The 24408-nt window shown below is 64.5% G+C and carries 20 protein-coding genes and 2 pseudogenes; 11 read left to right on the forward strand and 11 right to left on the reverse strand.

Annotation, left to right across the window (positions count from 1 at the left end; genetic code table 11):
* Positions 1-37: 37 nt before the first annotated feature.
* Both QTQ03_RS29675 and QTQ03_RS29680 read right to left on the reverse strand, forming a co-directional pair.
* The gene (locus QTQ03_RS29675) at positions 38-1471 is read right to left on the reverse strand and encodes an ISKra4 family transposase (protein WP_289280660.1); all 1434 of its coding nucleotides are present in this window, start codon (positions 1469-1471) and stop codon (positions 38-40) included.
* Positions 1472-1927: 456 nt separating this feature from the next.
* Complete coding sequence (locus QTQ03_RS29680) at positions 1928-2710, reverse strand: transposase family protein (RefSeq protein WP_289281254.1); 783 nt, start codon at positions 2708-2710, stop codon at positions 1928-1930.
* Between the two features lie 133 nt (positions 2711-2843).
* On the opposite strand from QTQ03_RS29680, the gene QTQ03_RS29685 reads away from it, so the two are divergent.
* Entirely contained in the window at positions 2844-3884 is a 1041-nt protein-coding gene (locus QTQ03_RS29685; protein ID WP_502889900.1) for an ISAs1 family transposase, read from the forward strand.
* Here the strand turns inward: QTQ03_RS29685 and QTQ03_RS29690 are convergent.
* A complete protein-coding gene (locus QTQ03_RS29690; protein ID WP_289281255.1) occupies positions 3783-5288 on the reverse strand; it encodes an IS1634 family transposase in 1506 nt (501 codons plus the stop codon). The genes QTQ03_RS29685 and QTQ03_RS29690 overlap by 102 nt on opposite strands.
* A 9-nt stretch (positions 5289-5297) precedes the next feature.
* Entirely contained in the window at positions 5298-7082 is a 1785-nt protein-coding gene (locus QTQ03_RS29695; RefSeq protein WP_289281281.1) for an IS1182 family transposase, read from the reverse strand.
* Between the two features lie 70 nt (positions 7083-7152).
* Between QTQ03_RS29695 and QTQ03_RS29700 the strand changes: the two genes are divergently transcribed.
* Entirely contained in the window at positions 7153-7452 is a 300-nt protein-coding gene (locus tag QTQ03_RS29700) for a hypothetical protein (protein ID WP_289281256.1), read from the forward strand.
* 316 nt (positions 7453-7768) lie between these two features.
* On the opposite strand, the gene QTQ03_RS30515 is transcribed toward QTQ03_RS29700, so the two are convergent.
* The 5 genes from QTQ03_RS30515 to QTQ03_RS29720 form a co-directional block, all read right to left on the reverse strand.
* Positions 7769-8098: a transposase gene (locus QTQ03_RS30515; RefSeq protein ID WP_353890665.1), complete on the reverse strand. Its 330-nt coding sequence runs from the start codon at positions 8096-8098 to the stop codon at positions 7769-7771.
* 43 nt (positions 8099-8141) lie between these two features.
* On the reverse strand, positions 8142-8549 hold the full coding sequence (locus tag QTQ03_RS29705; RefSeq protein ID WP_289281257.1) for a hypothetical protein: 408 nt from the start codon (positions 8547-8549) through the stop codon (positions 8142-8144).
* A gap of 1493 nt (positions 8550-10042) precedes the next feature.
* On the reverse strand, positions 10043-10696 hold the full coding sequence (locus QTQ03_RS29710; RefSeq protein WP_289281258.1) for an ISAs1 family transposase: 654 nt from the start codon (positions 10694-10696) through the stop codon (positions 10043-10045).
* A 28-nt stretch (positions 10697-10724) separates the two neighbouring features.
* The gene (locus tag QTQ03_RS29715; RefSeq protein WP_289276277.1) at positions 10725-11567 is read right to left on the reverse strand and encodes a transposase family protein; all 843 of its coding nucleotides are present in this window, start codon (positions 11565-11567) and stop codon (positions 10725-10727) included.
* A gap of 133 nt (positions 11568-11700) precedes the next feature.
* Complete coding sequence (locus tag QTQ03_RS29720; protein ID WP_289281259.1) at positions 11701-12282, reverse strand: ISAs1 family transposase; 582 nt, start codon at positions 12280-12282, stop codon at positions 11701-11703.
* 553 nt (positions 12283-12835) lie between these two features.
* Between QTQ03_RS29720 and QTQ03_RS29730 the strand changes: the two are divergent.
* Positions 12836-13060 (forward strand): annotated as a pseudogene (locus QTQ03_RS29730) (transposase); the annotation flags it as partial.
* A 123-nt stretch (positions 13061-13183) separates the two neighbouring features.
* Positions 13184-14389, forward strand: coding sequence for an IS256 family transposase (locus tag QTQ03_RS29735; RefSeq protein ID WP_289280776.1), 1206 nt, complete (start codon positions 13184-13186; stop codon positions 14387-14389).
* A gap of 18 nt (positions 14390-14407) precedes the next feature.
* On the opposite strand, the gene QTQ03_RS29740 is transcribed toward QTQ03_RS29735, so the two are convergent.
* Positions 14408-14692, reverse strand: coding sequence for a transposase family protein (locus QTQ03_RS29740; protein WP_289281260.1), 285 nt, complete (start codon positions 14690-14692; stop codon positions 14408-14410).
* Positions 14693-15300: 608 nt separating this feature from the next.
* On the opposite strand from QTQ03_RS29740, the gene QTQ03_RS29745 reads away from it, so the two are divergent.
* The 7 genes from QTQ03_RS29745 to QTQ03_RS29775 all read left to right on the forward strand — a co-directional run bounded on the left by QTQ03_RS29745 (position 15301) and on the right by QTQ03_RS29775 (position 23960).
* Positions 15301-17157 (forward strand): potassium transporter Kup, encoded by a 1857-nt coding sequence (locus QTQ03_RS29745; protein ID WP_289281261.1) that lies wholly within the window; start codon positions 15301-15303, stop codon positions 17155-17157.
* A gap of 275 nt (positions 17158-17432) precedes the next feature.
* A complete protein-coding gene (locus QTQ03_RS29750) occupies positions 17433-18734 on the forward strand; it encodes an IS4 family transposase (RefSeq protein ID WP_502889899.1) in 1302 nt (433 codons plus the stop codon).
* A gap of 332 nt (positions 18735-19066) precedes the next feature.
* On the forward strand, positions 19067-19849 hold the full coding sequence (locus tag QTQ03_RS29755; protein WP_289277203.1) for a transposase family protein: 783 nt from the start codon (positions 19067-19069) through the stop codon (positions 19847-19849).
* Positions 19850-20186: 337 nt separating this feature from the next.
* Positions 20187-21926 (forward strand): glycoside hydrolase family 15 protein, encoded by a 1740-nt coding sequence (locus QTQ03_RS29760; RefSeq protein WP_353890666.1) that lies wholly within the window; start codon positions 20187-20189, stop codon positions 21924-21926.
* Between the two features lie 180 nt (positions 21927-22106).
* A complete protein-coding gene (locus tag QTQ03_RS29765; protein ID WP_289281264.1) occupies positions 22107-22466 on the forward strand; it encodes a hypothetical protein in 360 nt (119 codons plus the stop codon).
* Between the two features lie 79 nt (positions 22467-22545).
* Positions 22546-23106 carry a hypothetical protein gene (locus QTQ03_RS29770; RefSeq protein ID WP_289281265.1) on the forward strand — a complete coding sequence of 187 codons (561 nt, stop codon included), beginning with the start codon at positions 22546-22548 and terminating at the stop codon, positions 23104-23106.
* Complete coding sequence (locus QTQ03_RS29775) at positions 23076-23960, forward strand: transposase (RefSeq protein ID WP_289281266.1); 885 nt, start codon at positions 23076-23078, stop codon at positions 23958-23960. The genes QTQ03_RS29770 and QTQ03_RS29775 overlap by 31 nt, the downstream gene beginning before the upstream one ends.
* Positions 23961-24098: 138 nt before the next feature.
* On the opposite strand, the pseudogene QTQ03_RS29780 reads toward QTQ03_RS29775, so the two are convergent.
* Positions 24099-24362, reverse strand: a pseudogene (locus QTQ03_RS29780) (transposase); the annotation flags it as partial.
* Positions 24363-24408 lie beyond the last annotated feature (46 nt).

Consider the following 24408-nt stretch of genomic DNA (forward strand, 5'->3'; position numbering starts at 1 on the left):
ATGAATCAAATGGGTGCGGCTCCTCTGAGGTGATCGTCTATTGTGGGATGGCACCGCCGAGGTAGCGGCTGTTGTGGATGCGTTGTTGTTCCTGGGCCAGGTGCCAGGTCCAGTACTGGTCGAAGTCGCCGTTGCTGATCAGGGTGCGGAGTTTGAGGATTGCTTCGGCGCCGTCGAGGCCCCAGCGAGCGCCGGTGACGTCCATACGATCTTTGACCAGGTGGCGGCAGGCGCCTTCGATCACCCCGGTGGCGATCGGCCACCCGTTGGCCAGCGCGGTCGGGTAGTCCAGGTACGGTTTTTTGGCCAGCAGGTAGGCGGCGGCGACATCGGCGGGTTTGCGTTTGCCGGGGTCCAGGCCGTGGTAGGTGGCCTTGCGTCGGATGGCTGCGGCGACTATGCCGGCCCGTCCGGCCAACACCTGCCGGGCCTGGGCGCGGACCCACCGTTCGGCGTTCGGGTCGCCCTCCGGGTGGAAACACCAGGTGGCCTTCCAGAGGTACTCGATGACGTGGATGAAGTCCACAACAACCGGCAAGGTGATCTTGCGGGTTTTGGCCTCGGCGTGGATCCGGTCGATCTGGTGGGTGTTGCCGTCGACCAGGGCGATCCAGGTCCGAGCGTGGTCGGGGTCGCGGCGGTCGGCCTCGGCGAACCCGGCGGCGATCACCGCCGCGGCGTCGTCGGTCACGCTGGCGTGCAGCCACTTGCCGGAGGTGACCGGCGCCGGGGTAGCAGTTTGGGCCGCTTCGGGGTCCTCGGGCAGGATGTCGGCGATGGTGCGCGGCTTGCCGGTCACGTCGAAGACCGCGGCGACCTCGCACATCCGCTTGCGGTTGCGTTTCTCGCCCTTGGACCGGCGGCCGGCCAGTTTCTGGCTGACCGCGGCCTTGGCGGTGCCCGCGCGGAGCCCGTCGGGGCGCATCACCACCCCTTTGGCGTCGAAGGACAACGCCAGCACATCATCATCGGCCGACCAGTCCGGGGCGTGGGCGGTGTAGAAGGCATCCACATCTATCGCCGCTGCGGCGGCCAACGCCTCGACCTGCCGTTTCCCGATACGCACCGTGGTGGCCCGCTCAATCGCGGCCGCCGCGTCGGTGAACGAGCCGCGGGCCGCCTCGGCCGCGGCCAACCGGCGCAGTCCATGCGAGTGCTTCTCCACGGGCAGGTTCAACACCGCGTCCGCCGGGTTCAGATCGGCCCGCGCCCGCGCCCGGTAGGCGATACGCGTCACCACCACCTCACCGAACCGGGTGGCCAGCGTCCGCTGCCGCCCCCGCTCGGCCCACCCCCGCAGATGGCTATCGGCGTCGGTCACCTCGTCGAGCCGTTCCTCCCGACTGGCACGAAGATCCAGACTGTCCTGCAACAACTGACACAGCAACCGCATGCCATCGGTATGCAGCCGCTCCTCCAGTTCGGCGTGAGTCATCCCCGCCGCATGCTCACCGGACAGGAAGTCCACCATCGCGCCGAACCGCACGGATGAGCCGGCGAAAGCATCGTCCGCCGTCTCGGATGCGTACTCTTGCACCGGGCTCCCTCTTTGCTGATGTTCGTGTCTCGCAACCGACGAACATAGCGGGAGGATCCCTTTCACCATCACAACCAGTAACACATCCCCAGGCCACACAGCGTGTCGCCGCACCTCACCAGAGCCGCACCCGAATCAAATCCGCTCTGAACGGACGAGGCCATCACCAGGGCCCCGGCAAAGTCGTGACGGTGTCTGATTTGCGAGGCTTGGAGTAGAAGCGCCGGTGGTGGTGGCAGCAAGACGGGCATGACCGGCTCAGAAGATCATCAAGGTTCTCTACGCCATGCTGATCGCCCGAAGTGAGTCATGCCCGCACTGCCATCATTGCTGATCTCGTCCCTGGCCTGCGCACCGGCGTTGACCGTTGCCGAAACCACTGAGCCATTTTCATCCTGCGTAGCGGTCGGCTTCGACGTGGTGCAGGACGAGGATGGCCTGCACGATCGCGGTCGCTCGGCGTGGGCAGCAGCGCAGCTTGGTCAGGATCTTCCAGGTTTTGAGGGTGGCGATGGCTCGTTCGCCGCGGGCGCGGATCTTCGCGTGGGCCCGGTTGACGGCCTTCTGCCGGCGTGACAGCTTCGGCCGGAAGCGGCGCCGCTTGAACGGGGTGCGCACGCTGCCGTGGGCGCCTTGATAGCCCTTGTCGGCGAAGGTCATCACGTCGGCGCTGGTCAGGGCGTCGATGATGCCGTGGCCGCGGGCGGCGGTCAGGTCGTGCGTCGAGCCGGGCAGCGCGCCCGAGGCCCACACGAGACGCCCGGCCGCGTCGGCGATGACCTGCACGTTCACTCCGTGACGCTTGTGCTTCCCGGAGTAGTACGGCTTCTGGTTGGCGACCCGGTCGATCGGGATCAGGGTGCCGTCGAGGATTGCGTAGGCGAGCAGCCGGATCCTGGTCATGGCCGTGGCCAGGTCGTCGGCGGTCGCGGCGAGCAGGTCGATGGCCTCGCGGACATAACGCCAGGCCGTCGTGACGCCGATCTCGAATCCGGCGGCCAGGCGGGTCAGGGTGTCGCCGTTGCGCAGGTGGGCCAGGGCGAGCAGGGCTTGCCGGCCGGGGTCGAGGCGTCGCCACCGGGACCGTCGCTGCTGGCGGCGGGTCCGGATGAGGGCGGCGAGGTGGTTCAGGCTGCGGGTGGACAACGGAATCGCGGCAGGGTAAGACAGCACAGCGAGGCTCCCGGTTGGGGCATCTGATCTTGGTCGATTGCTGTCTTACCGGGAGCCTCGTCCTACATGGACACCGGCCTCCCCGCACCGCCCATGACCTGCACCGTCACGATGAAAATGGCTCACTGGTGGGCTGCCCGAAGCGCTCGCCGGTCTGCCGGATCCACGAGCTCGGCGAGGTGTCCGGCACCGGTTGACAGTCGTGGTCACCGCAGCCGTGTGTGCCGTGGTCGCCGGCTACCGCTCGTACGCCGCGATCGCCGAATGGGTCGCCGACGTGCCGGCGGCAACGGCTCTCGCTTTGGGCATGATCCCGGATCGGCGCCCATCGGAGGCGATGATTCGTCGGCTGTTGCAGGCCATGGACCCGCAACTGCTGACCGCGGCGATCAGTGTCTGGCTCGCCGGCCGGGCCACCGCCTCCACCTCAATGGCCGGTCGGGCGATCGCCGTCGACGGTAAGACCCTGCGCGGCTCCCGCACCACCGACACCCCTGCCCGGCACGTGATGACCGCCTGCGACCAGGCCACCGGTGTGGTCCTGGCCAGCATCGACGTCGACGGCAAAACCAACGAGATCACCCGGTTCGCACCGCTGCTCGACCAGATTGGCGACCTACGCGGCACGGTGATCACCGCCGACGCCCTGCACTGCCAACGCGAGCACGTCACCTACCTCGCCGAACGCGGCGCGCACTGGATCCTGACCGTCAAAGGCAACCAACCCCACTTGCACGCGCAGCTCACCGCACTGCCCTGGCGGGCAGTCCCGGACGCCACCCGCGATACCGACCGCGGACACGGTCGCCGCGAGATCCACAGCTGCAAGATCCTGACGATCTCCACCGGTATCGACTTCCCACACGCCGCCCAAGTCATCCAGATCCGCCGCCGCAGACGCCGCCTGGACCAGCCGAAACGCTTCACCACCGAGACCGTCTACGCCATCACCGATCTCCGCGTTCATCAGGCGAAACCGGCACAACTGGCAGCGTGGACCCGCGAACACTGGTCGATCGAGAACAAGGTCCACTGGGTCCGCGACGTCACCTACGACCTGAGTTGTAGCGATTTAGTGACCACTCCAGCCGAGGGTGGTCAGGAGGGTTCGGGTCTCGGCGGTGATGCGTGGCTGGGCGGTCACTTGCTGGGTGCTGATGGTGACGGTGGCTGAGCGGAGGGGCCGCAGGGTCTTGAGGATCTTGTTGATGCTCAGCCCGGAGCGTGCTTGGGCTTCGCGGGAGATGGCCGGGGCGGCGAACACGACGGTCAGGTGGGCCTGGATGCTGTCTTCGAGGCGGTGGAAGACCGGTCGTGCGGCCAGGTCGGACTTGGTCATCCGGAAGGAACGTTCGACCTGGTAGAGGTCGTGGTAGGCGGCCACGACGGCCGCGCCGTCCATCACGGTGGGGTCGATGTTGGTGACGTAGCCCTTGATCCCGATCAGGGATCGGGCGCGTTCGACGAGGTCCCAGTTCACGCTGGTGGTGCTGTCGGTGAAGGTGACGAAGCGGTCCTTCTTCAGCGGTCGTTCGCCGGCGGCGACCTTTTCGGCGCGTTCGACCATGGCGTTGATCGCGCGGTTGTCGTGCTGGGCTCGTGTGAACGTGTACTGGTAGACCACCCGCCGGTCGCGGGCCTTGGTCCCGGTGCCCATGCGCCGGGTGGTCTCGATCGTCGCGCCGTCGGGCAGGTGGTTGCCGTGCCGCTCGACGTGGGCCTCAAGTTCGTAGGGGATTTTGCTGGTCTTGGAGCCGACGATGAACCGGAATCCGTTGTCTTCCAAGGCCAGCAGGTTGGCCGCGGACAGCATCCCGGCGTCGGCCACCACGACCAGGTCGTCGGCCTGGTGGCGGTCGCGGAATCGGGTCAGCACCGGGATCAGGGTTTTGGTCTCGGCTTTGTTGCCGGCGAAGGGGTCTATCTCCAGCGGGAACCCGTCGGCGGTGGTGAGCAGCCCGACGGTGACCTGCGGGTGGACGCGGCGTTCCTTGCTCATCCCGACCTTGCGCAGCTGGTCTTCGCGTTCGACCTCGAAGTGCAGGGTGGTTACGTCGTAGAGCACGACCGCCAGCCCGCCGCCGCGGGTGGCGTGCCGGTGACAGGCCTGCGCGATCACGGCCCGGTAGTCCCGCTCGACCACCCGCTTGAGGCAGCGCATGAACGTCACCCGATGCGGCGAGGCGATCCCGATCTCGGTCAACACACGCACGGTGTCGGCCTTGCTGGTCGGCTCGATCACCCGGCCCAGAACCAACGCCCGAAACGCCTCGTCGCCGAGGCGATCCAGGCCGAGGTCGTCGTAGAGGCTGTTCAGGACATCCCACAAGATCAGCGAGGACGTGCCCTCGACCACCGCCGACGCCCCGCCCGCACCGGTGCCGACGCCGTCCAGGTCCAGGGCCAACTGCCCACCATGCAGGCGTTCCTCAGCGACCTGCAGCAGCAGCGCCAACTCGTCGTCGGTATGGGCCGAGCCGATGTGCTCGATGCTCAGCACCCGCCGGCCTCGTTTGTGCACGATCTGGACCGCGGTCGCTCCGGAGGCGGTCTTCACCCGCCGCACGAAAGCGCCCACCCCGCGAGACTACCCACGCCGCCAAGCCGCGTTAGTGACCACATCGGCGCCAATCCGCCGGCAAACGCCGAGGTCAGCGGCGAGGGCGTGATCGAGGCGTTGGAGGTTGCTGGTCCGGGCTGTTGGTAGGGGGTGGTCGGTCCACCAGGTGTGGAGTCGGACGAGGTTGAGGGCGATCGCGGAGAACACGTGTTGGAGGCGGGTTTTCGCGAGGCCGCGGTAGCGGGTGTGGCGGATGCCGGTGATGTCGAGGGCCTGGTTGATGGTGCCTTCGACGCCGGCGCGCAGCTTGTACTTGTCGTGCCAGCTGTCGCTGGTCTGTCGGGTGCGGGCAGCGGTGAGGGCGTGGTGGAGGTCGCGGGGGTAGAAGGTGAGTTGCCGGCCGCCGCGTTTCGCGGTGGTGCACTGGGCGCGGGCGGGGCACGGGCCGCAGGTGGTGGTGGGGAACTTGACCACGATGACCTCGGTGCCGCGTTGGACCGTGGGGCTCCAGGAGGTGTTGGTGTGTCCTTGGGGGCAGGTGACCTGCCGGGTGTCGAAGTCGATGGTGAAGCAGGTCTTGTCGTAGCCGGTGCGGGCACGGGCCTGGGCGGACTGGTCGAGCAGGGCCGGGGTGACCATGGTGACGCCGAAAGTCTGCGCGGTGGCGATGGTGTCGGCTGAGGGGTAGCCGGAGTCGAGGTAGTGCTCGGCGGGCAGCAGCCGGCGGTCGTGCAGGTGCTGGTGGATGCCGGTGGTGGCTTTCACGTCGGGGACGGTGGCCGCCGTGGTGGCCACGTTGACGATCAGGTTCGGTGTCGGCCGGGGACCGGTCTGGCCGTCGTGGTCGCTGGTGGTGCCGTGCTCGGTGTCGGGGTCGCAGGTCTCGGTCAGGTGGACCTTGTAGCCGTTCCAGAACAGGTCGTCGCCTTTTGCGGCCCACCGGGTGTCGGTGTCGTACGGGGAGGTGATCCGGGATCTGGCGGGCGGGAGACCGTCCGTGTCCGCCTCCCGCCGCCGGATCACCTCCCGCCCCCTGCTGTCGGTGGTGATCAGATAGTTCTGCACCAGCACGGTGCGCAGCGTCCGCACCGCGGGCAGTTCGGCCAGCCAGACCGGGGCGGCAGGGGCGAACACCGCGCGCAGCAGGGCGACGGCGTCGGTGCCGTAGACCTGGGCGAGGCGGTCCCGCTTGGCCTGCGAGGCGGGTAGCCGCCAGGAATCGATGCGTGGCCCGTACCGGTGCGCCCACTCGCCGACGTCGATAGCGGTGGCCAGCCAGTCCGGTGCGGCCACCGACAACGTTTCCAGGCAGGCCCGTACCGACTCGCCGGCCACCTCCAGACGGTTGAGGTCTCGCACCGCGCTGATCACGTGAGTGGAATCGGTGCGCTGCTTACCACCAGCCGCGATCAGGCCCTTGCCGGTCGACACGGTCAGCATCGCGGTGAAGACCTGTTCTTCCAGGCCGTGCTCGACCAGCCGGGTACGGAACTTGGACAGCACGCTGGCGTCGAAGCCGGGATCGGTCAGCTCCAGGCCGAGCGCGTACTTCCAGTCGATCGCCCGGGCGACCATCCGCGCGGCCTGCCGATCGGTCAGGTTCTCCGCGAACTGCAACGCGGTCACCAGCGCTAAGGCGCCCGGCGATTCGGCCGGAGCGCCCCGGACACCGAACGCGGCAGCGAACTGTTCGTCGGTGAACACCTCACCCAGGTGGTCACGCGCTGATATCGCCACGCTGCCGTTCGGGAACGCCGCGCGGGCCACCAGCACCGTCTGATCAGGAATCTGGACCCGCGACCGCGGCCGCATCGACACCCGTACACCCCATCCCGCAGCCACCGACGGAAGGAACACGACCGCGAACAGGGATCATGACCCCGTGACCGGCCAGTACGAACGATCCCGACGGCGTGTCACGAATTCGGCAGCAGAGTCCAATCCGCCGGCAAACGCCGAGGTCAGCGGCACCCGCGATCACAAGATCGCCAGAACGCTACAACTCAGGTACGACGAGGACCGCAGCCAAATCCGCACCGGCACCGGACCCGAAGTCATGGCCGCTTTACGCAACGCCGCGATCAGCGCCCTGCGCCTGAGCGGGGCTACCAACATCGCCGCCGCCAACCGGCATCACGCCCGCGACAGCACCCGCCCGCTGGCACTGCTCAACATCACCTGACGACTTTGCCGGGGCCCTGATGCCATCACAGCCCCCTTGCGGATGGTTGTCACGTGTGGGACACCCCTGCCCACGCCGAACACCATCTGCTAAGGGGGCTGTGATGTGACGAGATGTGCAGGGCAAAGCGGGGAACCGAGCCCGGCGCACCTTACATCAGACTCCACCGACTCCTAAGCACCAGAGTGCCCGGCTGCCGTAGGAAGGTGGGGCCTAGCTCAATTCTAGACATCCCAGCCCAAGCGAACCAAGCATAAAGGAGATTCGGTCAAACAATACGCCTGTATTATGCAGCTGAGCCATTTTCATACAAGCGCTAGCGGGAGGTTAACCACTGGCAGCCTGTACGGGTCACGTACCGGATGGTATCCACCACGTCACGGCGTGGGTAGGTCACCGGCCGACCACCGCGACTGCGCCGGGTGCCGCCGACCGGCACCAGCGACGCGAGGATCCGCCACTCGACGTCGGAGGTGTCCGACGGGTATGTACGGGGACGCTTGCTTGATCTTCCCCAGCCACGTGGGCCGCTCGTCAGGGGCCATTGCGTAGTTTGGTGCCGGGTCGTTGACCAGGGATTTCGAAGCGTGGTCGGCCTTTGTGGAGACGTAAGAAACGGGTGAGGCCACGTTGGTGTGGCGGTAATCGGTTACCCCGTTGACGTCAGCGAAAACGCGGATGCCGAGCAACTACTCCCGCTGCTCGATGACGGCATGCTGGTCGTCGTCGGGTGTCTTCTCCCGGATTAAAGCTTTCTCTTGTTTCTGCAAATCTCTGTCAGGGCAGACAGAACGTACAAGGCGCAGGGCATGCAATGCCTCAGCGCGAGAGATCAGTTGATCGTTTTCAGCCCGGGCAACCAGGGCAGCCTCGATGGCTTGGCGGATCCAGGCGGTCTTGGACATACGGAGTTCCTTGGCAGCCAAGGCAGTATCCTCGTCGAGGGTAAAGGGTATCCGCATGGACCGAACAACCATTGCCTCCGGCTGTGGTAGATGGCCCACTACTACCTGATTCGGAGGAGATTCGCAGATGAGCTTACCCGTAAGATCTGTCATGCTGTGCTGCATGTGTAGCGCACCTTTCTCGTCAGTCATTACACTCCCGTGGGGTGGGATTAGTAAGTGTGGATTGGGTTAAATATTGCTTGGCCGTTCGATGCTCCAGTTAGTTGCTCGCGTGCCCGTAATCAGCTAAAGGTGCGCATCCACCAGAGGCCTTACCTTAGGAATGGATTGGCTACAGGGCCGAAAGGCTCCAGTTGGGTCACGTAGACGACTAGTACATCGATGGTCAGCGTTTAGCCCGTTGAAGTTGGCTTAACGTCCACCCTCTATCTCGTATAGGATCCTTCGAGATCAGACGAGTGGTAGCCGAGAAGATTTCTTCTGCGCGCCGGTAAGACAAACGCGCCCGTTCCGTGGATGGGCAAAGATCTTGGGGTAACGTTCCTCTCGGAGCCTTGCGAGTCGTCAAGAACAGTGGACCGCGGCGTCGTTCTAAAATAAGGTAGGGAAGGAGTCGGGCAACGCCCTGATCCCAGTAAATCCATGTACCGTCACCGACTCGACCCGCGCGATAAGCTGGACGGAGGTCATCAACGTCAAGTCGAAGGATGTCTTCGACTTTGGCGTTCGTACCGTAGATCATTCTCCAGAGGACTTTCTCGCGGGTCGGCATCCTCAAGCGCCACAGGGAGCCGACCTGCTCGTTGGTAAGGGGCTTGAGTCCGGTCGACGAGATTGGTCGCAGGTCGATGCAATCTGTCGGGTCGCATGAAATCCATCCCTGCTTAAGCCACCATTGGGATGCTTGGCGAACAACTCGAATCTCTCGGTTGATGGTATGTGCGTCTACCTCGCCTGCCCGAGCTTCTACCAACTCCACCAAGAGCGGCGGTAGGAACGGGTTGTCCAAGGCTGACAGCATCAAAGATGGGGGTTTTGCGGTGCGGCGGGCCGAGCCGGCGGGCGCGGGCCTACCGCCTAGAATCCATGCCCACGTAAACAGTGATATCCGGTAGACACGAGCCGATGCCCTAGTGATGCAAGAGTTTTCAAGGAAACGGTGAACCGCAGATTTATACGTCGACGGCGCCAATGAATAGCCATGGACGGTCATGTCGGACGAATGCATGTGCACTACCCCTGACAACATCAATCTAGTAGTCCCAGAACAATGCTTAGCTTGTGCATGATCCGCTCGGGTACGATAAGGGAGGATATGTCGGCTAAACTGCTGATTAGCGCGTTGTAGATCCGTATCCCTACAGATTTGCGGGGATATGAAAAGCGACCTGTATGACTTGGCTAGATGCTGCAATCCCCTTCTGTGGGCAGTCTTTGATCCATCAGCTCTTGCCACGGGGTGGGCCCGCCTCCCCAACCCAGGTGGCAAACTCGGTTCATGCGCTGCCGGACAAGCTAACTCAGCGACATAGGAGTGGCTAGTTCAAGACGGCATGTCCCGATTCATCGCAGTAAACGCTAGTAATGCCGAAGTAGGACTCATGTCCTGCTCTGATGTGATCCCAACAAAAATCTGGTAGGTGCCAGTATTCGAAATCCGTGAGGTGGGAGTGCAGGCAGGGCTATTGCATTGTCGTGTTGCTGCTGGTCACGGTCGGTTTTCCGGTAGTCACGGCGTCGATGAGCTCGTGTGGGCGGTGACTGGCCCGGCGAGTTGCTTCGGCGATGTTGGTGGCGCCGTCGGTGTGGTGGTATCCGATTGCGGTGTTACGGAGGGTGGCGAACACGGCAGGACCGTTGTGGGTCCTGGCCTGGTGGGCGTCTTCACGTAGCGTGACGTCTCGGACGTGATGTAGGCGGTTCTCGATATGCCATTCAGAGCGCGCCCAGGTGCCGAGGTCGGCGGGTTGGGCCTGGTCGGCGGGCAGCGAGATAGTCAGGTACTCCGTTTCGCGAGTGGTCTTGCCCTTGATCGTGCGGGTCCGGGTGATCCGGACGGCCTGTTCGGCGTTGGGAAAGCCCAGCCCGCCGGGGGTCTTGACGGTGAGTGCCTTGACGGTGCGGGTCTCTTTGCGGCCGTGACCGGTCTCGCGGGTCTGTGCCCCGACCGGGACCTGCGCCCAGGGCAGGGCCTTGAGCTGGGCGAACAGCTTGGGTTGGTTGGCCTTGATCGGGACCATCAGATGAGCGTCGGCGGAGGCGAGCAGATCGGCGTGCCCGGTCTGGGCGTGCAGCGCGTCGGCGACGACCAGGACGTCCTTCAGGGATCCCAGCACGGCCGCAACCAGGCGTAGTGAAGTAATCTCAGCGACTTTGCGGTAGGTACTTGTACTCGAAATGGGTCAGGTGGAGTGCGGCGGCGAGGATGTCGCTGATCCGGTGTGGGCTGGCGGTGGTATGCCGGAGGGTTTTCCAGCGTCCGACCAGGATCGCGAAGCCGCGTTCGCCCTGCCAGCGCAGTCCGCGTAGCAGCCGGTTGTAGGCGCGGTTGTCGGGAGCGAGCCGCTGCCCGTCGGTGGGCTGCTTGACCGGGACTTTGACGCCTTGACCTGCGCCTTCGTAACCGGAGTCGGCCAGGGTAGGCAGGTCGAGTTCGGAGGCGGCCCAGTTCAGGGCAGCCGTGATGCCCTGCTGTTGGGCGCAGGTCAGATCGTGCAGATGCCCCGGCATCGCCGCGGAGGTCCACACCGGCAGGCCGTCCGGGCGCATGACCGCTTGAACGTTTCCGCCGAAGTCACGATGCTTGCCGGAATACCAGGCGTCGATCGTGTCGCCCTTGACGCTGAGGGTGGTCTCGGCCACCCGGTCGCAGTCGAACAGCTTTCCGTCCAGGATCACGTACGACCAGCCGTCGTCGGCGACCCGGCGCAGGGCTGTGTGTAGATCCTGGGCCTGCGCGGCCAACACTGCGACACCCTCGGCCATATACCGGTACGCAGTGGCCCGGGAGATGCCGAACCCGGCGCCCAGCAGGGTCGCGTCCTCGCCTTTGCGGAACCAGACGAGCACCAGGAGTGCCTGGTAGAAGCAGGTCAACGCGCGGGTGTCGCGCCGTGTCCCCTTGGCTCGGCGTTGCGCGGCAAGCAGCCGGCCGAGGTACTGCACGAGTTCCCTGGGGACGTCGACCATGGCACGATAGGCAATCACGTGGAGCCCTCTCGAAGACGTGGATCTTGTCGCAAAGACCTGTCTATCGATGGCTCCACGCCCACTTCCAGCACCGTCCGGCGTGACCCGGTTCGCCCGTGTCGTACCAATCAACACATTCGCGTCGCTGAGATCAGCTCAGTAGCGGGGTGAACGCCGGGATTTCGTTCGACTTCGCCGTGATCTGAACCTGGGCGAGCACGATCCCGGTGCTGGTGTCGTAGGCCGAGAGCAGATGCACCTGCCGCCCGTCGGCGAGGCGGGCACCCCGGGCGACCTTCCCGTCGATGGCGATGACGAGTCGCCCCCGGCGCCCGCCGATCACGACCGGCCCGGCCCGCTCCCGCAACCAACACGCGAGGACCTGCGACAACACCTCGGCGTCGAGCCGGATCAGCAGCCGCCACACCGTCGTCGCGGCCGGTACCCGGCCGTCGAACCCGAGCCGGGTCCACACCGACTCGTCCTGGAAGCGCATCCAGTCCGCGACCGCGGCGAACGTGCACGCCCCGGCGAGTACCGCGCACACCGCCGCCGCCAGGACACTGACCAGCGGATACCGCCGGCCCCGCGGATCGCGCGGGTCGTTGATGACCGCCAACGCCACGAACAAGCTGCGGCGGTCACTGTCACGGTCGCTACCGGTGACCACAACCGGTGACGGCAGGCTGGGGGGTCGGTGCGGCAGCACGATCTCGGTCAGTGATGATGACATCAGCGGGTACGGTCCTGTTCTCGATCACGGTTGTCTTCGCAAACACCATGATCACCAACGGGCCGTACCCGTCCCACATGGACCCCGGACCTCGCCGAACCCCCTGCGAAACCCCAGTTCAACCGCCCTTTGATCGACTACGCAACAGCCCTGGGTGGGAGTGCTGCGCGGACGGATATCGCCGACTGTCGTGGCTGACGGTGAGGTGTGTGACGCAAGGCCTGCCAGCGGCCCGGTGAGGATCGCGAAGCCGCGTTCGCCGAGGCATCGCATGGGTTCTCGACATGGTGCCGAACGAGGATGGCCTGCACAATCGGGGCGGCGCGCCGTGGGCGGCAGTGCAGCTTGACCAGGATCTGATCTGACTCGAAAAAGAAGCTGGCGGGGTGGGGGTGGTTAGTACTCCAGCCGCACTTCCGTTGGCGGCGTTTGCGCAGCTAAATAGGACCGCAGATGCGGATCAGACGTCAGAGTAGATGATCGTCCATCGCAGACTTCTGCACTCGTGGCGGTAGATGATCTTTCGGGGTGGGCGGCGGGCCTGGATGACCTGATGGCGCGGATCGCTGGCCGGTTCCGGCGGGTGGGGCCACGTCGGCGGGCCCGGGCATACGTGCTGGGCCTGCTGTCGCCGCTGGCCGGCAAGAATGGCTGGACCCTGGCCGAGGCGGCCGGGGAGAACACACCTGACGGCATGCAACGGCTGCTCAACAGGACGGCGTGGGACGCCGACGCGGTCCGCGACGACCTGCGTGACTACGTCGCAGCGCATCTCGGGGGACTGTACAAATAACGGCTGATCGACCGATCAAGGGAGAGACGCCAGATGACGACCGAGACCACCGTGGGACAGCCGGCCGTGGAGCCGGTGGGTGCGGTCACGGATGAGCAGTTGATCGCGATGCTGGTCGATCGGGCTCGTGGTGACGGGTTGAAGCTGACCGGCGAGGGTGGGCTGCTGCAGCAGCTGACGAAGCGGGTCCTCGAGTCGGCGTTGGATGGGGAGATCACCGACCACGTCGGCTACGACAAGCACGACCCGGCGGGTCGGGGTAGCGGGAACACCCGTAACGGCAGCCGGACCAAGACGGTGCTCACCGACGTCGGGCCGGTCGAGGTGCGGGTCCCACGCGACGCCGCCGGGACGTTCGAGCCGCAGATCGTGCGTAAGCGGCAGCGGCGTCTGACCGGCGTCGACGACATGGTCCTGTCGCTGTCGGCCAAGGGCCTGACCCACGGCGAGATCGCCGCGCACCTGGCTGAGGTCTACGGCGCTGAGGTGTCGAAGCAGACCATCTCCACGATCACCGACAAGGTCATGGACGGCATGGCCGAGTGGCAGAACCGGCCCCTGGACCGGGTCTACCCGGTCGTGTTCATCGACGCCATCAACGTCAAGATCAGGGACGGTCAGGTCGCGAACCGGCCGATCTACCTCGCGATGGCGGTCACCGTCGACGGCCACCGCGACATCCTCGGTATCTGGGCCGGTGACGGCGGCGAGGGCGCCAAGTACTGGCTGCACGTGCTCACCGAGTTGAAGAACCGCGGCGTGGCCGACGTGCTGATGCTGGTCTGTGACGGGCTCAAGGGACTGCCGGAGACGGTGGAGACGGTGTGGCCGCGCACGATCGTGCAGACGTGTGTGGTGCACCTGCTGCGCAACTCGTTCCGCTACGCCGCCCGGCAGGACTGGGACAAGATCGCCAAAGCGCTGCGGCCGGTCTACACCGCGGCGACCGAGGACGCCGCCACCGAGCGGTTCCTCGAGTTCGCCGAGGCGTGGGGCCGTAAGTATCCGGCGATCGTGAAGCTGTGGGAGAACGCGTGGGCGGAGTTCGTGCCGTTCCTCGCCTTCGACGTGGAGATCCGCAAGGTCATCTGCTCCACGAACGCGATCGAGTCCGTCAACGCCCGTATCCGCAGGGCCGTGCGAGCTCGTGGCCACTTCCCGAACGAGCAGGCCGCACTCAAGTGCGTCTACATGGCCTTGATGAGCCTCGACCCGACCGGAGCCGGCCGCCGACGCTGGACCATACGCTGGAAAGCACCACTGAACGCCTTCCAGATCGCCTTCGAAGGCCGGCTCACCCCGGCCAACAACTGACCACCTCAACAACCAAGATCAGCCGTTAACTTGACACTCCCTATCCCTATCCGCGGATCCGGGTCTGAACAGATGAACGCGGATCCCGATGACTGTCAGCAGCGCGGTCGAGGCCCGCTGACCCCACTCGGCGAGCTCGTCAATGCTCTTCGCGCCCGAGACGACCCCGCAGGCGCACACCAGCAGGATCGCGGTCAGCGAGTACCACCGGCCCCGCCGGGAACGCGGGTCGGGCACCGAATCGAGGTAAGGCCGCAGGTCGGCGATCCGGCCGGTGTCCAGCGGCCCCAGCTTCACCAGCACGGCAGGGATAGGAGAAGATGCAACAGCAGGCACGGGCCACCTCGTGATCATCTGGCTTCGACACCACAATGATCACGAAACCCGTGCCTGCCCTGCTATCCACCCCAACCGGTCCCAACCCGACCAGCCACACAACCCCGGAACTTGCAACCGCCCTGGTCCGGACCCAGCCGCGCCCCGAGAGTGGCCGCCACCCGGGGCAGTGGCACGGCCTCCAGCCACTCCCAGGCCGGCTGGTCACGACGAAAAGGGCTCATTGCCCAAGAAACGATCTTACTGCATTCGTAATATAAGTACAAATGTAATACAAATCCCGAGTTCTTGCATATTCATGTTTCGACGAAAAAGTAGTTTAGGTGAGCTAGAGTTCATAGCAGGCAAGGTGCAACCATCTATGGCGATGCGTTGCAGGCCTTTGGCGTTCACTTCATTCGTTCGGGGAGCAATCAGGGCTTCCCGAAAACGATATGACGCATCAAGACTAAGGCGGCAACCGCAGCCTGTAGGGGGGTGATGAAGGCGTGACTACGGGCGGTGGGGCGACGAGTTCGCAGGCATCCGCATCTCCGAGTCACCGGACGGCAGAGGGGTCAGCAAGGCTCACGCTTATGCTGGGTGCACTAGGTGTCGTATACGGCGACATTGCCACCAACCCAATATATTCGCTGAAGATACTCTTTGCCGCAGACCATAGTTTGTCGTCGAGCGCCTCCGATGTATTCGGTGTTATCTCGCTAATCTTTTGGACTATTACCCTGACGGTATCGGTCAACTACATGTTTTTTATGCTACGGGCCGACAACGACGGGGAGGGCGGGATCATGGCGCTAACGGCTCTGGCCAGACGGGCATTGCGTCGCGCCGATACCAGACACGTAGCTGCAGCTATGGCGCTTGGGGCAATCGGCAGCGCATTATATTTCGGCGATAGTGTGATCACGCCGGCAATCTCAGTGCTGTCGGCGATGGAGGGACTCGAAGTTGTCTCTCCGGGATGGTCGGTTGCCGTGCTTCCATTGTCGGTAGCGGTCATCATATCACTGTTCATACTGCAACCATGGGGAACAGGGCGTGTGGGATCCATATTTGGACCGGTAATGTTCCTCTGGGTTATCTGCCTAGGCGTGACCGGCGCTGCTGAGGTGTTCCGTAACCCGGGAATCATAGCCGGGCTATCGCCGACATACGCAGCTTTGCTAATAGTGGAACATCCAGTCGCCGCGTTCATCGCGATGGGCTCCGTAGTACTGACAATCACCGGCATCGCAGCACTCTACGCCGACCTAAGCAACTTCGGTCTAGTACCGATTCGCCGAACCTGGTTCATATTCGTATTCCCTGCGTTAACGCTAAACTATCTTGGCCAAGGCGCGTTGATTTTAAAGATGCCAGATAGCGAGAGTAATCCGTTCTTCATGCTGGTACCTAACTGGGCGCGGTTGCCGATGGTTATCCTGGCAACCATGGCCACGATAATCGCGTCCCAGGCCGTGATCTCCGGCTCCTATACGATGGCGCGCCAGTCCATGGAGTTGGGTTTTTTCCCGCGGCTGAAGATCCGCCATACCTCCCGCCGCAGGTACGGCCAGATCTATATTCCTGCGGTGAACTGGTTTCTTTTCGCTGCGGTTTTGATAGTGACGCTAGGGTTCGAGTCGTCGACGAAACTAGCCGGTGCGTACGGTGCAGCGGTCACCGTCACACTCTTGATCACGACGATTCTGTTTCTGGTCGTCGCCCGGGTCTTGTGGAGCTGGGCCACCCGATGGTTAGTACTATTCGGGGTTGTTTTTGTTGGAATCGAAATCATTTTCTCCCTTTCAACCCTTCCTAAATTTGTTAACGGTGCCTGGGTGCCGCTGCTTATTGCGATAATATTGTACGCCGTCATGGCGACCTGGCAACGTGGGTCCAGAATGGTCACTAGAAAACGGAGTGAACGGGAAGGTAAGCTATCGGACTTTCTTGGCATATTGCGGGACCCGGACCTTCAACGGGTTCAGGGCACTGCCGTCTTTCCGCACCCGAATAAGGAAACTGTCCCATTGGCGCTACGCGCAAACGTTGCGCATAACCGCGTACGACACGAAAATATAGTGATAGTTTCGGAACGCATAGAAGATGTCCCACACATTCCTTTGGATCGACGTCTAGCCATCGACACTCTCGGGGATCCGGGTGACGGAATCACGCACATCTCTGCCACTTTCGGCTTTCGAGATAATATCGAGTACCCCGAGATTCTGCGCCATGCCGCTAATCACCCTAAAGGCCGAGGAATGACTCTCAATCGGGTCACCTATTTTATCTCACAGATTAGGCTAATCAAAACCAGCCGTGCCGGGATGGCTGGTTGGCGCAAAATACTATTTATACGTCTCAACAACAACAGTGCCTCCCAAGCGGAACGGCTACGCCTTCCCGCAGAGCAGACAATCGTCCTCAGCACCGAGGTCGGTGTTTGAGTCTTCACACGGCGTGCTTGCGTGTGAGGCACTGTCTGTCATCTTCCATAATACTCCCAGCTTCCGACCTGGAGGGCCATTCAAAACTCGGTCGACACCCATGGATGTCACGTTGAGTGAGGTTCGAGGGCAATGCCACGTAGGCTAGGTTGATCTTGGGTGTGGCCTGCGGTTTTGTGTGGACTCGCGGGTGGTGCGGCGTGGCGGGGTGGCCGTGGTTCGGCGGGCTGTTTTGATCTCGGGTCATGTCGGTGGATGTGGTGGATCGTCCGGCGGTGCGGTCGGATCAGGTCACGCTCGGGGTGTTGATCTCGCAGGTGTCGCGGGAGGAGGTCGACGCGGCGGTTGAGGTGTGCGGGGTGCGGGAGAAGCGGTCGGACGGGAAACTGCCGGCGCATGTGACCGCGTATCTGACGTTGGGGCTGGCGTTGTTCCCCGACGATGACTACACCGAGGTCGCGAGCAAGGTCACCGGGTCGTTGGACCGGTTCGGGTGCTGGAGTGCGGGGTGGAGCGTGCCGACGTCCAGCGCCATCACTCAGGCGCGGAAACGGTTGGGTCGCCAGGTGTTCGCCGAGGTGTTCGAGCGCACGTGCGGGCCGGTCGCGGGTGAGGCGGGCCCGCACGTGCAGGTGGCCGCGCTGGGCACCGCGCGGGGGTCTTTCCTGCGCCGGTGGCGGCTGCTGGCGATCGACGGGTTCGAGGTCGACCTGCCCGACAGCGACGAGAACGCGGCCGAGTTGGGGTACGCCGGGTCGGGGGAAAACCGTTCGGCGTTCCCGAAGGCCCGGGTAGTGGCCCTCGCAGAGTGCGGCACCCACGCCTTCGTCGCCGCCGAGATCGGCGGCTACGCCGTGGGAGAGAAGACCCTCGCGCAGCGCCTGTACCCGCGGCTGCGGTCCGACGAACTGCTCACCGCTGACCGGGGGTTCTACTCCTGGCAGGCGTGGGATGCCGCCCAGGCCACCGGCGCGGCGTTGCTGTGGCGGACCCCGAACCAGCTCGACCTGCCCGTGGTCAAGGTCCTGTCCGACGGCACCTATCTCACCGTCCTGATCAAGCCGACTGTCCATGGCGGTCGACGGGAACGGCTCCTCGCAGCCGCCCGCGGCGAGGCTGATCTGACCGACATCAACACTGTTCCCGACGCGTTCGACGACCAGGGCCTGCCGGTCGTCCACCTCGCCAGAGTGGTCGAGTACGACGTACCCGACCGCGTCGGTAACGGCACCGGCGAACTGATCGCCCTGATCACCACAATCATCGACCCCGCCGACGCCCGCGCCGACGAACTGGCCGCCGCGTACCACGAACGCTGGGAGGAAGAAACCGCCAACGACCAGCTCAAAACCCACCTCCGTGGTCCCGGACGGGTGCTGCGGTCCCGCCTGCCGGACCTGGCCCATCAGGAGATCTGGGCCTACCTGATCGTCCACCACGCGATCAGCGCACTGACCGCGAAAGCGTCCGCCGCCGCTGACCTCGATCCAGATCGGATCTCCTTCACCAAGGCCCTGCGCCTGATCCGCCGCACCGCCACCGGGACGGCGGACATTCCCCCCTCAGGACTGGACTGACCGACTACCGACCCACCTTGCCCAGATCGCCGCTCTCCTGATCCCCACCCGACGCGAACGCACCTGCCCCCGCGCCGTCAAACGCGCCCGCCACAACAGCTACCGCGTCAAGAAACGCGACGAGCCAGCCAGCATCCGCCACCAGGGCTCAGCCACCGTCCACATCTACCGACTTCAACCCCACGCAGCATGATCAAACTAGGCTACGTGGCATTGGGTTCGAGGGTGCCCGTGACCCGGGTTGACTGTCCGGAGTAGACGCAGCGGCTGGGATCCGATAGATCAGCTTTGTGTGGAAGTTGATCGAGGGTCAGCCGCTGCGCTGTGAAAGTATGACAGGACTCCCGACGGACCGGCTCGCTGACCTGATCGGCCGGGTTCGCGAGATCGTGGGCGATGAGTGGGAGAAGCCGCCGGTCGGGCGTCCGCACGTGTTGCCGCTGGCCACGGCGGTGATCGCGGTGCTGTTCGGACTCCGGCACAACATGCCCGACGAGGTCCTCGGCGAGGTGTTCGGCTGTTCGCAGGCCACGATCACCCGCTATCACCAGATCCTGCAGCCGATCCTGCGCTGGGTCACCCGTCCTGAGGTCGACCAGCGCCTGGAGCAGACCCGCCGTGACGGTGTGCTGGTTGACGGGTTCGTCGCCCCGGTCGGCGAACGCGAGTCCTACCACGGACTGTTCTCCGGCAAGAAACACCTGTCAGGGCAGAACGTGCAGGTCATCGCCAACCTCGATGGCCGCGTCGCCGACGTCGGCGAACCCGTCAACGGCGCCCGCCACGACGCGGCGGCGTTCTTCATCTCCGGCATCGCCGAACGCTGGGCCAGCCACCTCACCGACGGACCAGGCATGATCGGCGACGGCGGCTACCAGGGCACCGGCCCGATCACCCCGCACAAGAAACCACCCGGTGGGGAACTGACCGCCCAGCAAAAGGCGTACAACTACAGCGTCAACCGGCTCCGCGCCGCCGTCGAACGCGCCATCAGTCATCTGAAGAACTGGAAGATCCTCAAGACCGGCTACCACCGGATCATGACCGACTTCCCCGACGTGTTACGCACCGCCACCGCCCTGGAGATCTTCAGAACCGCCGCACCCGGGTTTTGAATGACCCTCCTGGTTGTTGTACCAGTCGACCCATTCGGAAGTGGCCAGTTCGACCTGGGCGAGGCTGCGCCACGGACCGCACGGTTCTGTGGGAGCCGGAGGGTGAGACTCCCTGCGACCACCCGACCCTGAGAGCCGGATTGTACTACTTTAGTAGCTAAATGATTCTTCCCTCTATGTTGCGGTTGAGGTCCTATAGTCTAGGGGTAGAACCTGCGGTAGGTCCAACGGAAACAAAGAGGTTTGCCAAGTGGAAACCAAGTCGCCATCCTCGAATTCGCTACAGCAAAGCGAGAACACCGACGCGGGTTTTCGTAATCGCCTAAACAGATTCAACATCACGTCGCCGCATCTGTTGGGCGCGTACGCCCTGATCGCTGATGGGTACCGAGGGGCATTGGTTGGACCGTATGGCGATATTGGCTGGCTATGTGCGCCTGGATGGTCTGACCCCCCGCTTTTCGGAGATATCCTCGGACCTGGTCTAGGGCATTTCCTGCTTTTCCCGGAGACTCGTCACGTTCATGGAGGGTATTACAACGATGGCTCACTGATCTGGATCAACAGATGGGAGGTTGAGAACGCGATTATCGAGTCGCGGGACGCGCTGGCAGCCCCCGGAGATGAAGATCGTGTGGTGCTGCTTCGGCAGATCCGCACTCTGGATCGACCGGCTAAGTTCAGGGTGATTCTCAGCCCACGCGCCGACTTTGGGCGCGAATCGGTGGAGGATGTGACTCGCGACGGCGCGTTGTGGCTTGCTCGGACCGGCGCACTACATCTACGAGTCACTGGCGCAGAACAGCTACGTCCCGACCGTGACGGGCTACTTGAGGGCGAGTTAAAACTATCGGCAAGAAGCTGGCACGACCTGGTGCTGGAGGTGTCCCCGCGTCCGTTTACTGATCCGCCGTGTCAACCAGGCGAATTATGGCGTGCCACCGAAGAGTACTGGCATCGTGTGGCACCCAGGTTCGCTGGTCCGGCTCAGCAGGATGCGACTTTGTCCTATGCGATACTGCGCGGGATGACCCGGCCAGGCGGGGGAATGGTCGCGGCGGCGACCACCTCACTACCCGAACAAGCCCTAGCCGGGCGCAACTACGATTACCGGTATGCTTGGATCCGCGACCAGTCGATGGCCGGTCAAGCGGCAGCCCTTGTGGGTGCCCATGATCTGTTGGACGACGCGGTCAGCTTCATCACTACCCGGATCCTCGCCGACGGCGATCGGCTGGCTCCAGCCTATACCGCCAGTGGAAAACCCGTACCACCAGAGACGCGACTGGACTTCCTATCCGGGTACCCCGGCGCACAGCCGCAGACAGGCAACTGGGTACGGAGCCAGTTCCAGTTGGACGTGTTCGGTGAGGCTCTGCTGGTCCTTGCAGCCGCAGCGCGGCTGGACCGGATCGACAAGATGGCGTGGCGAGCCGCAGAACAGGCGGCCGACAGTATCGAAAGGCGTTGGCGCGAGCCGGACAGCGGCATCTGGGAACTGTCAACGCGCCATTGGACTTACCCCCGACTGATCTGCGTCGCCGGACTAAAATCGGTTGCCCGCGTTGCTTCTGGCGACCAGGCGGGCCGGTGGTCGGCGCTGGCGGATGTCATTTTAGCCGATGCTGCGACTCACGGACTGCACCCACGGGGATACTGGAAGCAGGCATATGACGATGAACGGGTTGATGCCGCTTTGCTCATGGCAGGCGTCCGTGGCGCACTGCCCGCCGGTGACCCGCGTACTACAAAAACCCTCAAGGCCGTGCTGGATGAGCTTGGATCGGAAGGATACGTATACCGCTTCCGATCCAACCGACGCCCCCTCGGCGACACCGAGAACGCCTTCCTACTTTGTGGCTTTGCCGCCGCGCTAGCATGCTGTAAGTCCGGCCGAATGGCAGATGCTAAAAGAATTTTTGAGCGTAATCGGAGTACTTATGGATCACCCGGCCTCTACAGCGAGGAGTACGACGTACGGCAACGGCGGCTACGCGGCAACCTGCCGCAAGCGTTCGTGCATGCCCTGATGTTAGAGGCCGCGGCAACCCTAGGGCAGATAACTGTATGCGAGTGACTAATCAGGCTTTTCCGGCGGTATCCTTAGACGCTTGGCGCGTCGAGTGCCCGCGGACCGTTCTCTGCGTCTGGTGGAGATGCCGCAGGTGCCACCCCCGCCCGGGGATCCACCGAACGCTCCGAGCGCGCGACCTGTACGAGCTAGCCCGTGTCCGATGATGCTACAAGGCGGTGCCCGTTGACAAGGAGTTCGACGACCATCAACGCCAGTGGCCCGCCAGACCTGAAGGCCTACCTCGACGGTGCCGATCAGATCGTAGACGCGCTGCCGTGGAAGCTCGGCCACACCGAGGCACAGCACAAGCGGGCCCGAGGCCGCGCGTCCGCTCTTGCTCATCAGATCGCCGCGCTGCTCGCAAGTGGATGGACGATAGACGAGTTGCGAAACGCCTTAGCTGATGCATCCAACGGCTGCCGGGCACCGAACGCCGCCGCACAGGAGAAGTTGTGGCGGACGACCCTCAAACGGGCCAACCGCGCCCGCAAGAGCGCGTCAGACCCGGATCCGCGGATAGGGATATGCCACCGCGTGGCATAGATGAACGGATGCCTTGCCAGCAGGGACGATTGGGGTTGTCGAGACACCAATCCGCCGCTGTGGGAAGGACACCCGTTCGGTGAAGAAGATACCTGGTTTGGCAGGTCGTGTCCGTGTTGGCGCACCGGACGCGTCGCTGACGCCGGTCTCGGGTGTGGTGGCGGTGGCCGAGTTGGTCGGCCGGCTGGGCGTGACCGCCGCGCTGGACGACGCCGTGGGCCGAATCAAGCAGCGGGATCGAGGATTGTCCGGCGGAGAGTTCCTGGTCGCGGTGGCGCAGGCGCAGATGTGCGGCGCGCAGTTTTGGGTGGGTCTGGATCGCCGCCGCGCCGATACGGCGGGTGAGGCGTTGTCCGCGGTGCCCACGCCGGCGGCGAGCACCGCGGTGGAGTTGGCGTCTCGGTTCGGTCCGGCGCAGGTGGCTGGTATCGAGGAAGGCATCGGGGAGATCGCCTGCCGGGTTGTCGGTTTGCTGCCGGCCGCCCGGCGGGCGGTGCTGCGCACCGGTGGGGCCACCATCGACCTGGACGGCACCGACGTCGAGGTGTACGGGGCCAAGAAGGAAGGGATCGCCTACAGCTACAAGGGCGCCCGGGCGGGCGCCCGCACGTGGCCACGTGGGCGGAGGCCGGGGTGGTGACCGCCGCGGACCTCCTCGCCGGTGATGAAGACCCCCGCCCGGGAGCGGGCTCGCTGATCGAACGCAGCGTGGCCACCCTCAACGCGGCCGGGGTCACCGCCCGGCCGAAGGTCCGCGGCGATGTGGGCTACTTCGCCAAGGACATCGCGCAGGCCGCGGTGGAGGCCGGCTGCGACTTTTCCCTCGGAGTGACCCGCAACCCCGCGGTCTGGCGAGCCGCGGCCGCGATCCCCGACGATGCATGGCGCAAAGCCGAACGGATGAAAGGCGCCCAGGTCGCCGTGTGCGACTACGCACCGGCCGGCTGGCCACCCGCCACCATGACCGTGGTGCGGCGGGTCAAGGTCCACGCTACCGATATCTCGGCCGACCCACGCGCCCGCCGCCGGCGCACCATCCCCAAAGCTCAACTCACGCTCGCCCTGGACGGCCTGGTCGGGCACGTGTACGCGTACTCGTTCATCGCCACCAACCTGGATGTGTCCACCCCGGCGAAGACGGTCGCGGTGGAGGCCTGGCACCGGATGCGCACCGACATCGAAGATCGCATCCGGGATGCCAAGCACGGCGCCGCGCTGCGGCACCTGCCCTCCGGCAGCCGGGCGGCCAACACGGTGTGGATGTGGGGGGCGCTGCTGGCCGTCAACCTGTCCGCCTGGCTGCAGGAACTGGCCGGCCTCGACGACGGCGACGGACGAGGCCGCAACCACCTCGGCACCCTGCGCCACCGGCTGATCACCGTGCCCGCCCGGCTGGTCCGCCACGCCCGGCAGGTCACCCTACGGCTACCCCCGAGGCAACAGTTACTGGCTCAGGTCCTGGCCCGGCTCCGCCGGCTACCCATCTGGACCTGACCACTCGGCCCATCGGCCATGTCCCAGCCCACGGAGACCAGCGAACCCGGCGCCACCCGGGAAACCGGCATGCCCACCCACCGAAACACCACACCACCCATCGCCTATCACCGATGCGTAGCGATCACGCCTCCGCTATCCGTGGATCCGGGTCTGATGCCGCAGCACGTCGATGTCGCAGATCGCCTCGCCGCCGTCGGCGATCAACACGGCCAGGTCGACCAGGACCCGGCCCCGATCATGGACCGGGAAGGCGCCGGTCCGCGCGAGCGCGGCGGACAGTGCGCCGGTCAGCCCGGCCTGATCCGCGAGCATCCGCAGCAACGCAGTGCCGACGTGCGACACCACCTGTGTTCCGTCCGTGGTGACCCGCAGATCCTTTGACCACGGCGTAGACTGCACGCCGGAAGTGCTTCCTTGGCATAGATCCTTGTAGATGTCGCAATCA

Source organism: Micromonospora sp. WMMA1363 (assembly GCF_030345795.1).
Classification (GTDB): Bacteria; Actinomycetota; Actinomycetes; order Mycobacteriales; family Micromonosporaceae; genus Micromonospora.

What these genes read in the sequence shown, in the direction of transcription:
- QTQ03_RS29675 (WP_289280660.1), bottom strand. Translation starts at nt 1,471, where the DNA reads ATGGTGGACTTCCTGTCCGGTGAGCATGCGGCGGGGATGACTCACGCC.
- QTQ03_RS29695 (WP_289281281.1), bottom strand. Translation starts at nt 7,082, where the DNA reads ATGCGGCCGCGGTCGCGGGTCCAGATTCCTGATCAGACGGTGCTGGTG.
- QTQ03_RS29705 (WP_289281257.1), bottom strand. Translation starts at nt 8,549, where the DNA reads ATGACTGACGAGAAAGGTGCGCTACACATGCAGCACAGCATGACAGAT.
- QTQ03_RS29720 (WP_289281259.1), bottom strand. Translation starts at nt 12,282, where the DNA reads ATGTCATCATCACTGACCGAGATCGTGCTGCCGCACCGACCCCCCAGC.
- QTQ03_RS29735 (WP_289280776.1), top strand. Translation starts at nt 13,184, where the DNA reads ATGCTGGTCGATCGGGCTCGTGGTGACGGGTTGAAGCTGACCGGCGAG.
- QTQ03_RS29745 (WP_289281261.1), top strand. Translation starts at nt 15,301, where the DNA reads ATGCTGGGTGCACTAGGTGTCGTATACGGCGACATTGCCACCAACCCA.
- QTQ03_RS29755 (WP_289277203.1), top strand. Translation starts at nt 19,067, where the DNA reads ATGACAGGACTCCCGACGGACCGGCTCGCTGACCTGATCGGCCGGGTT.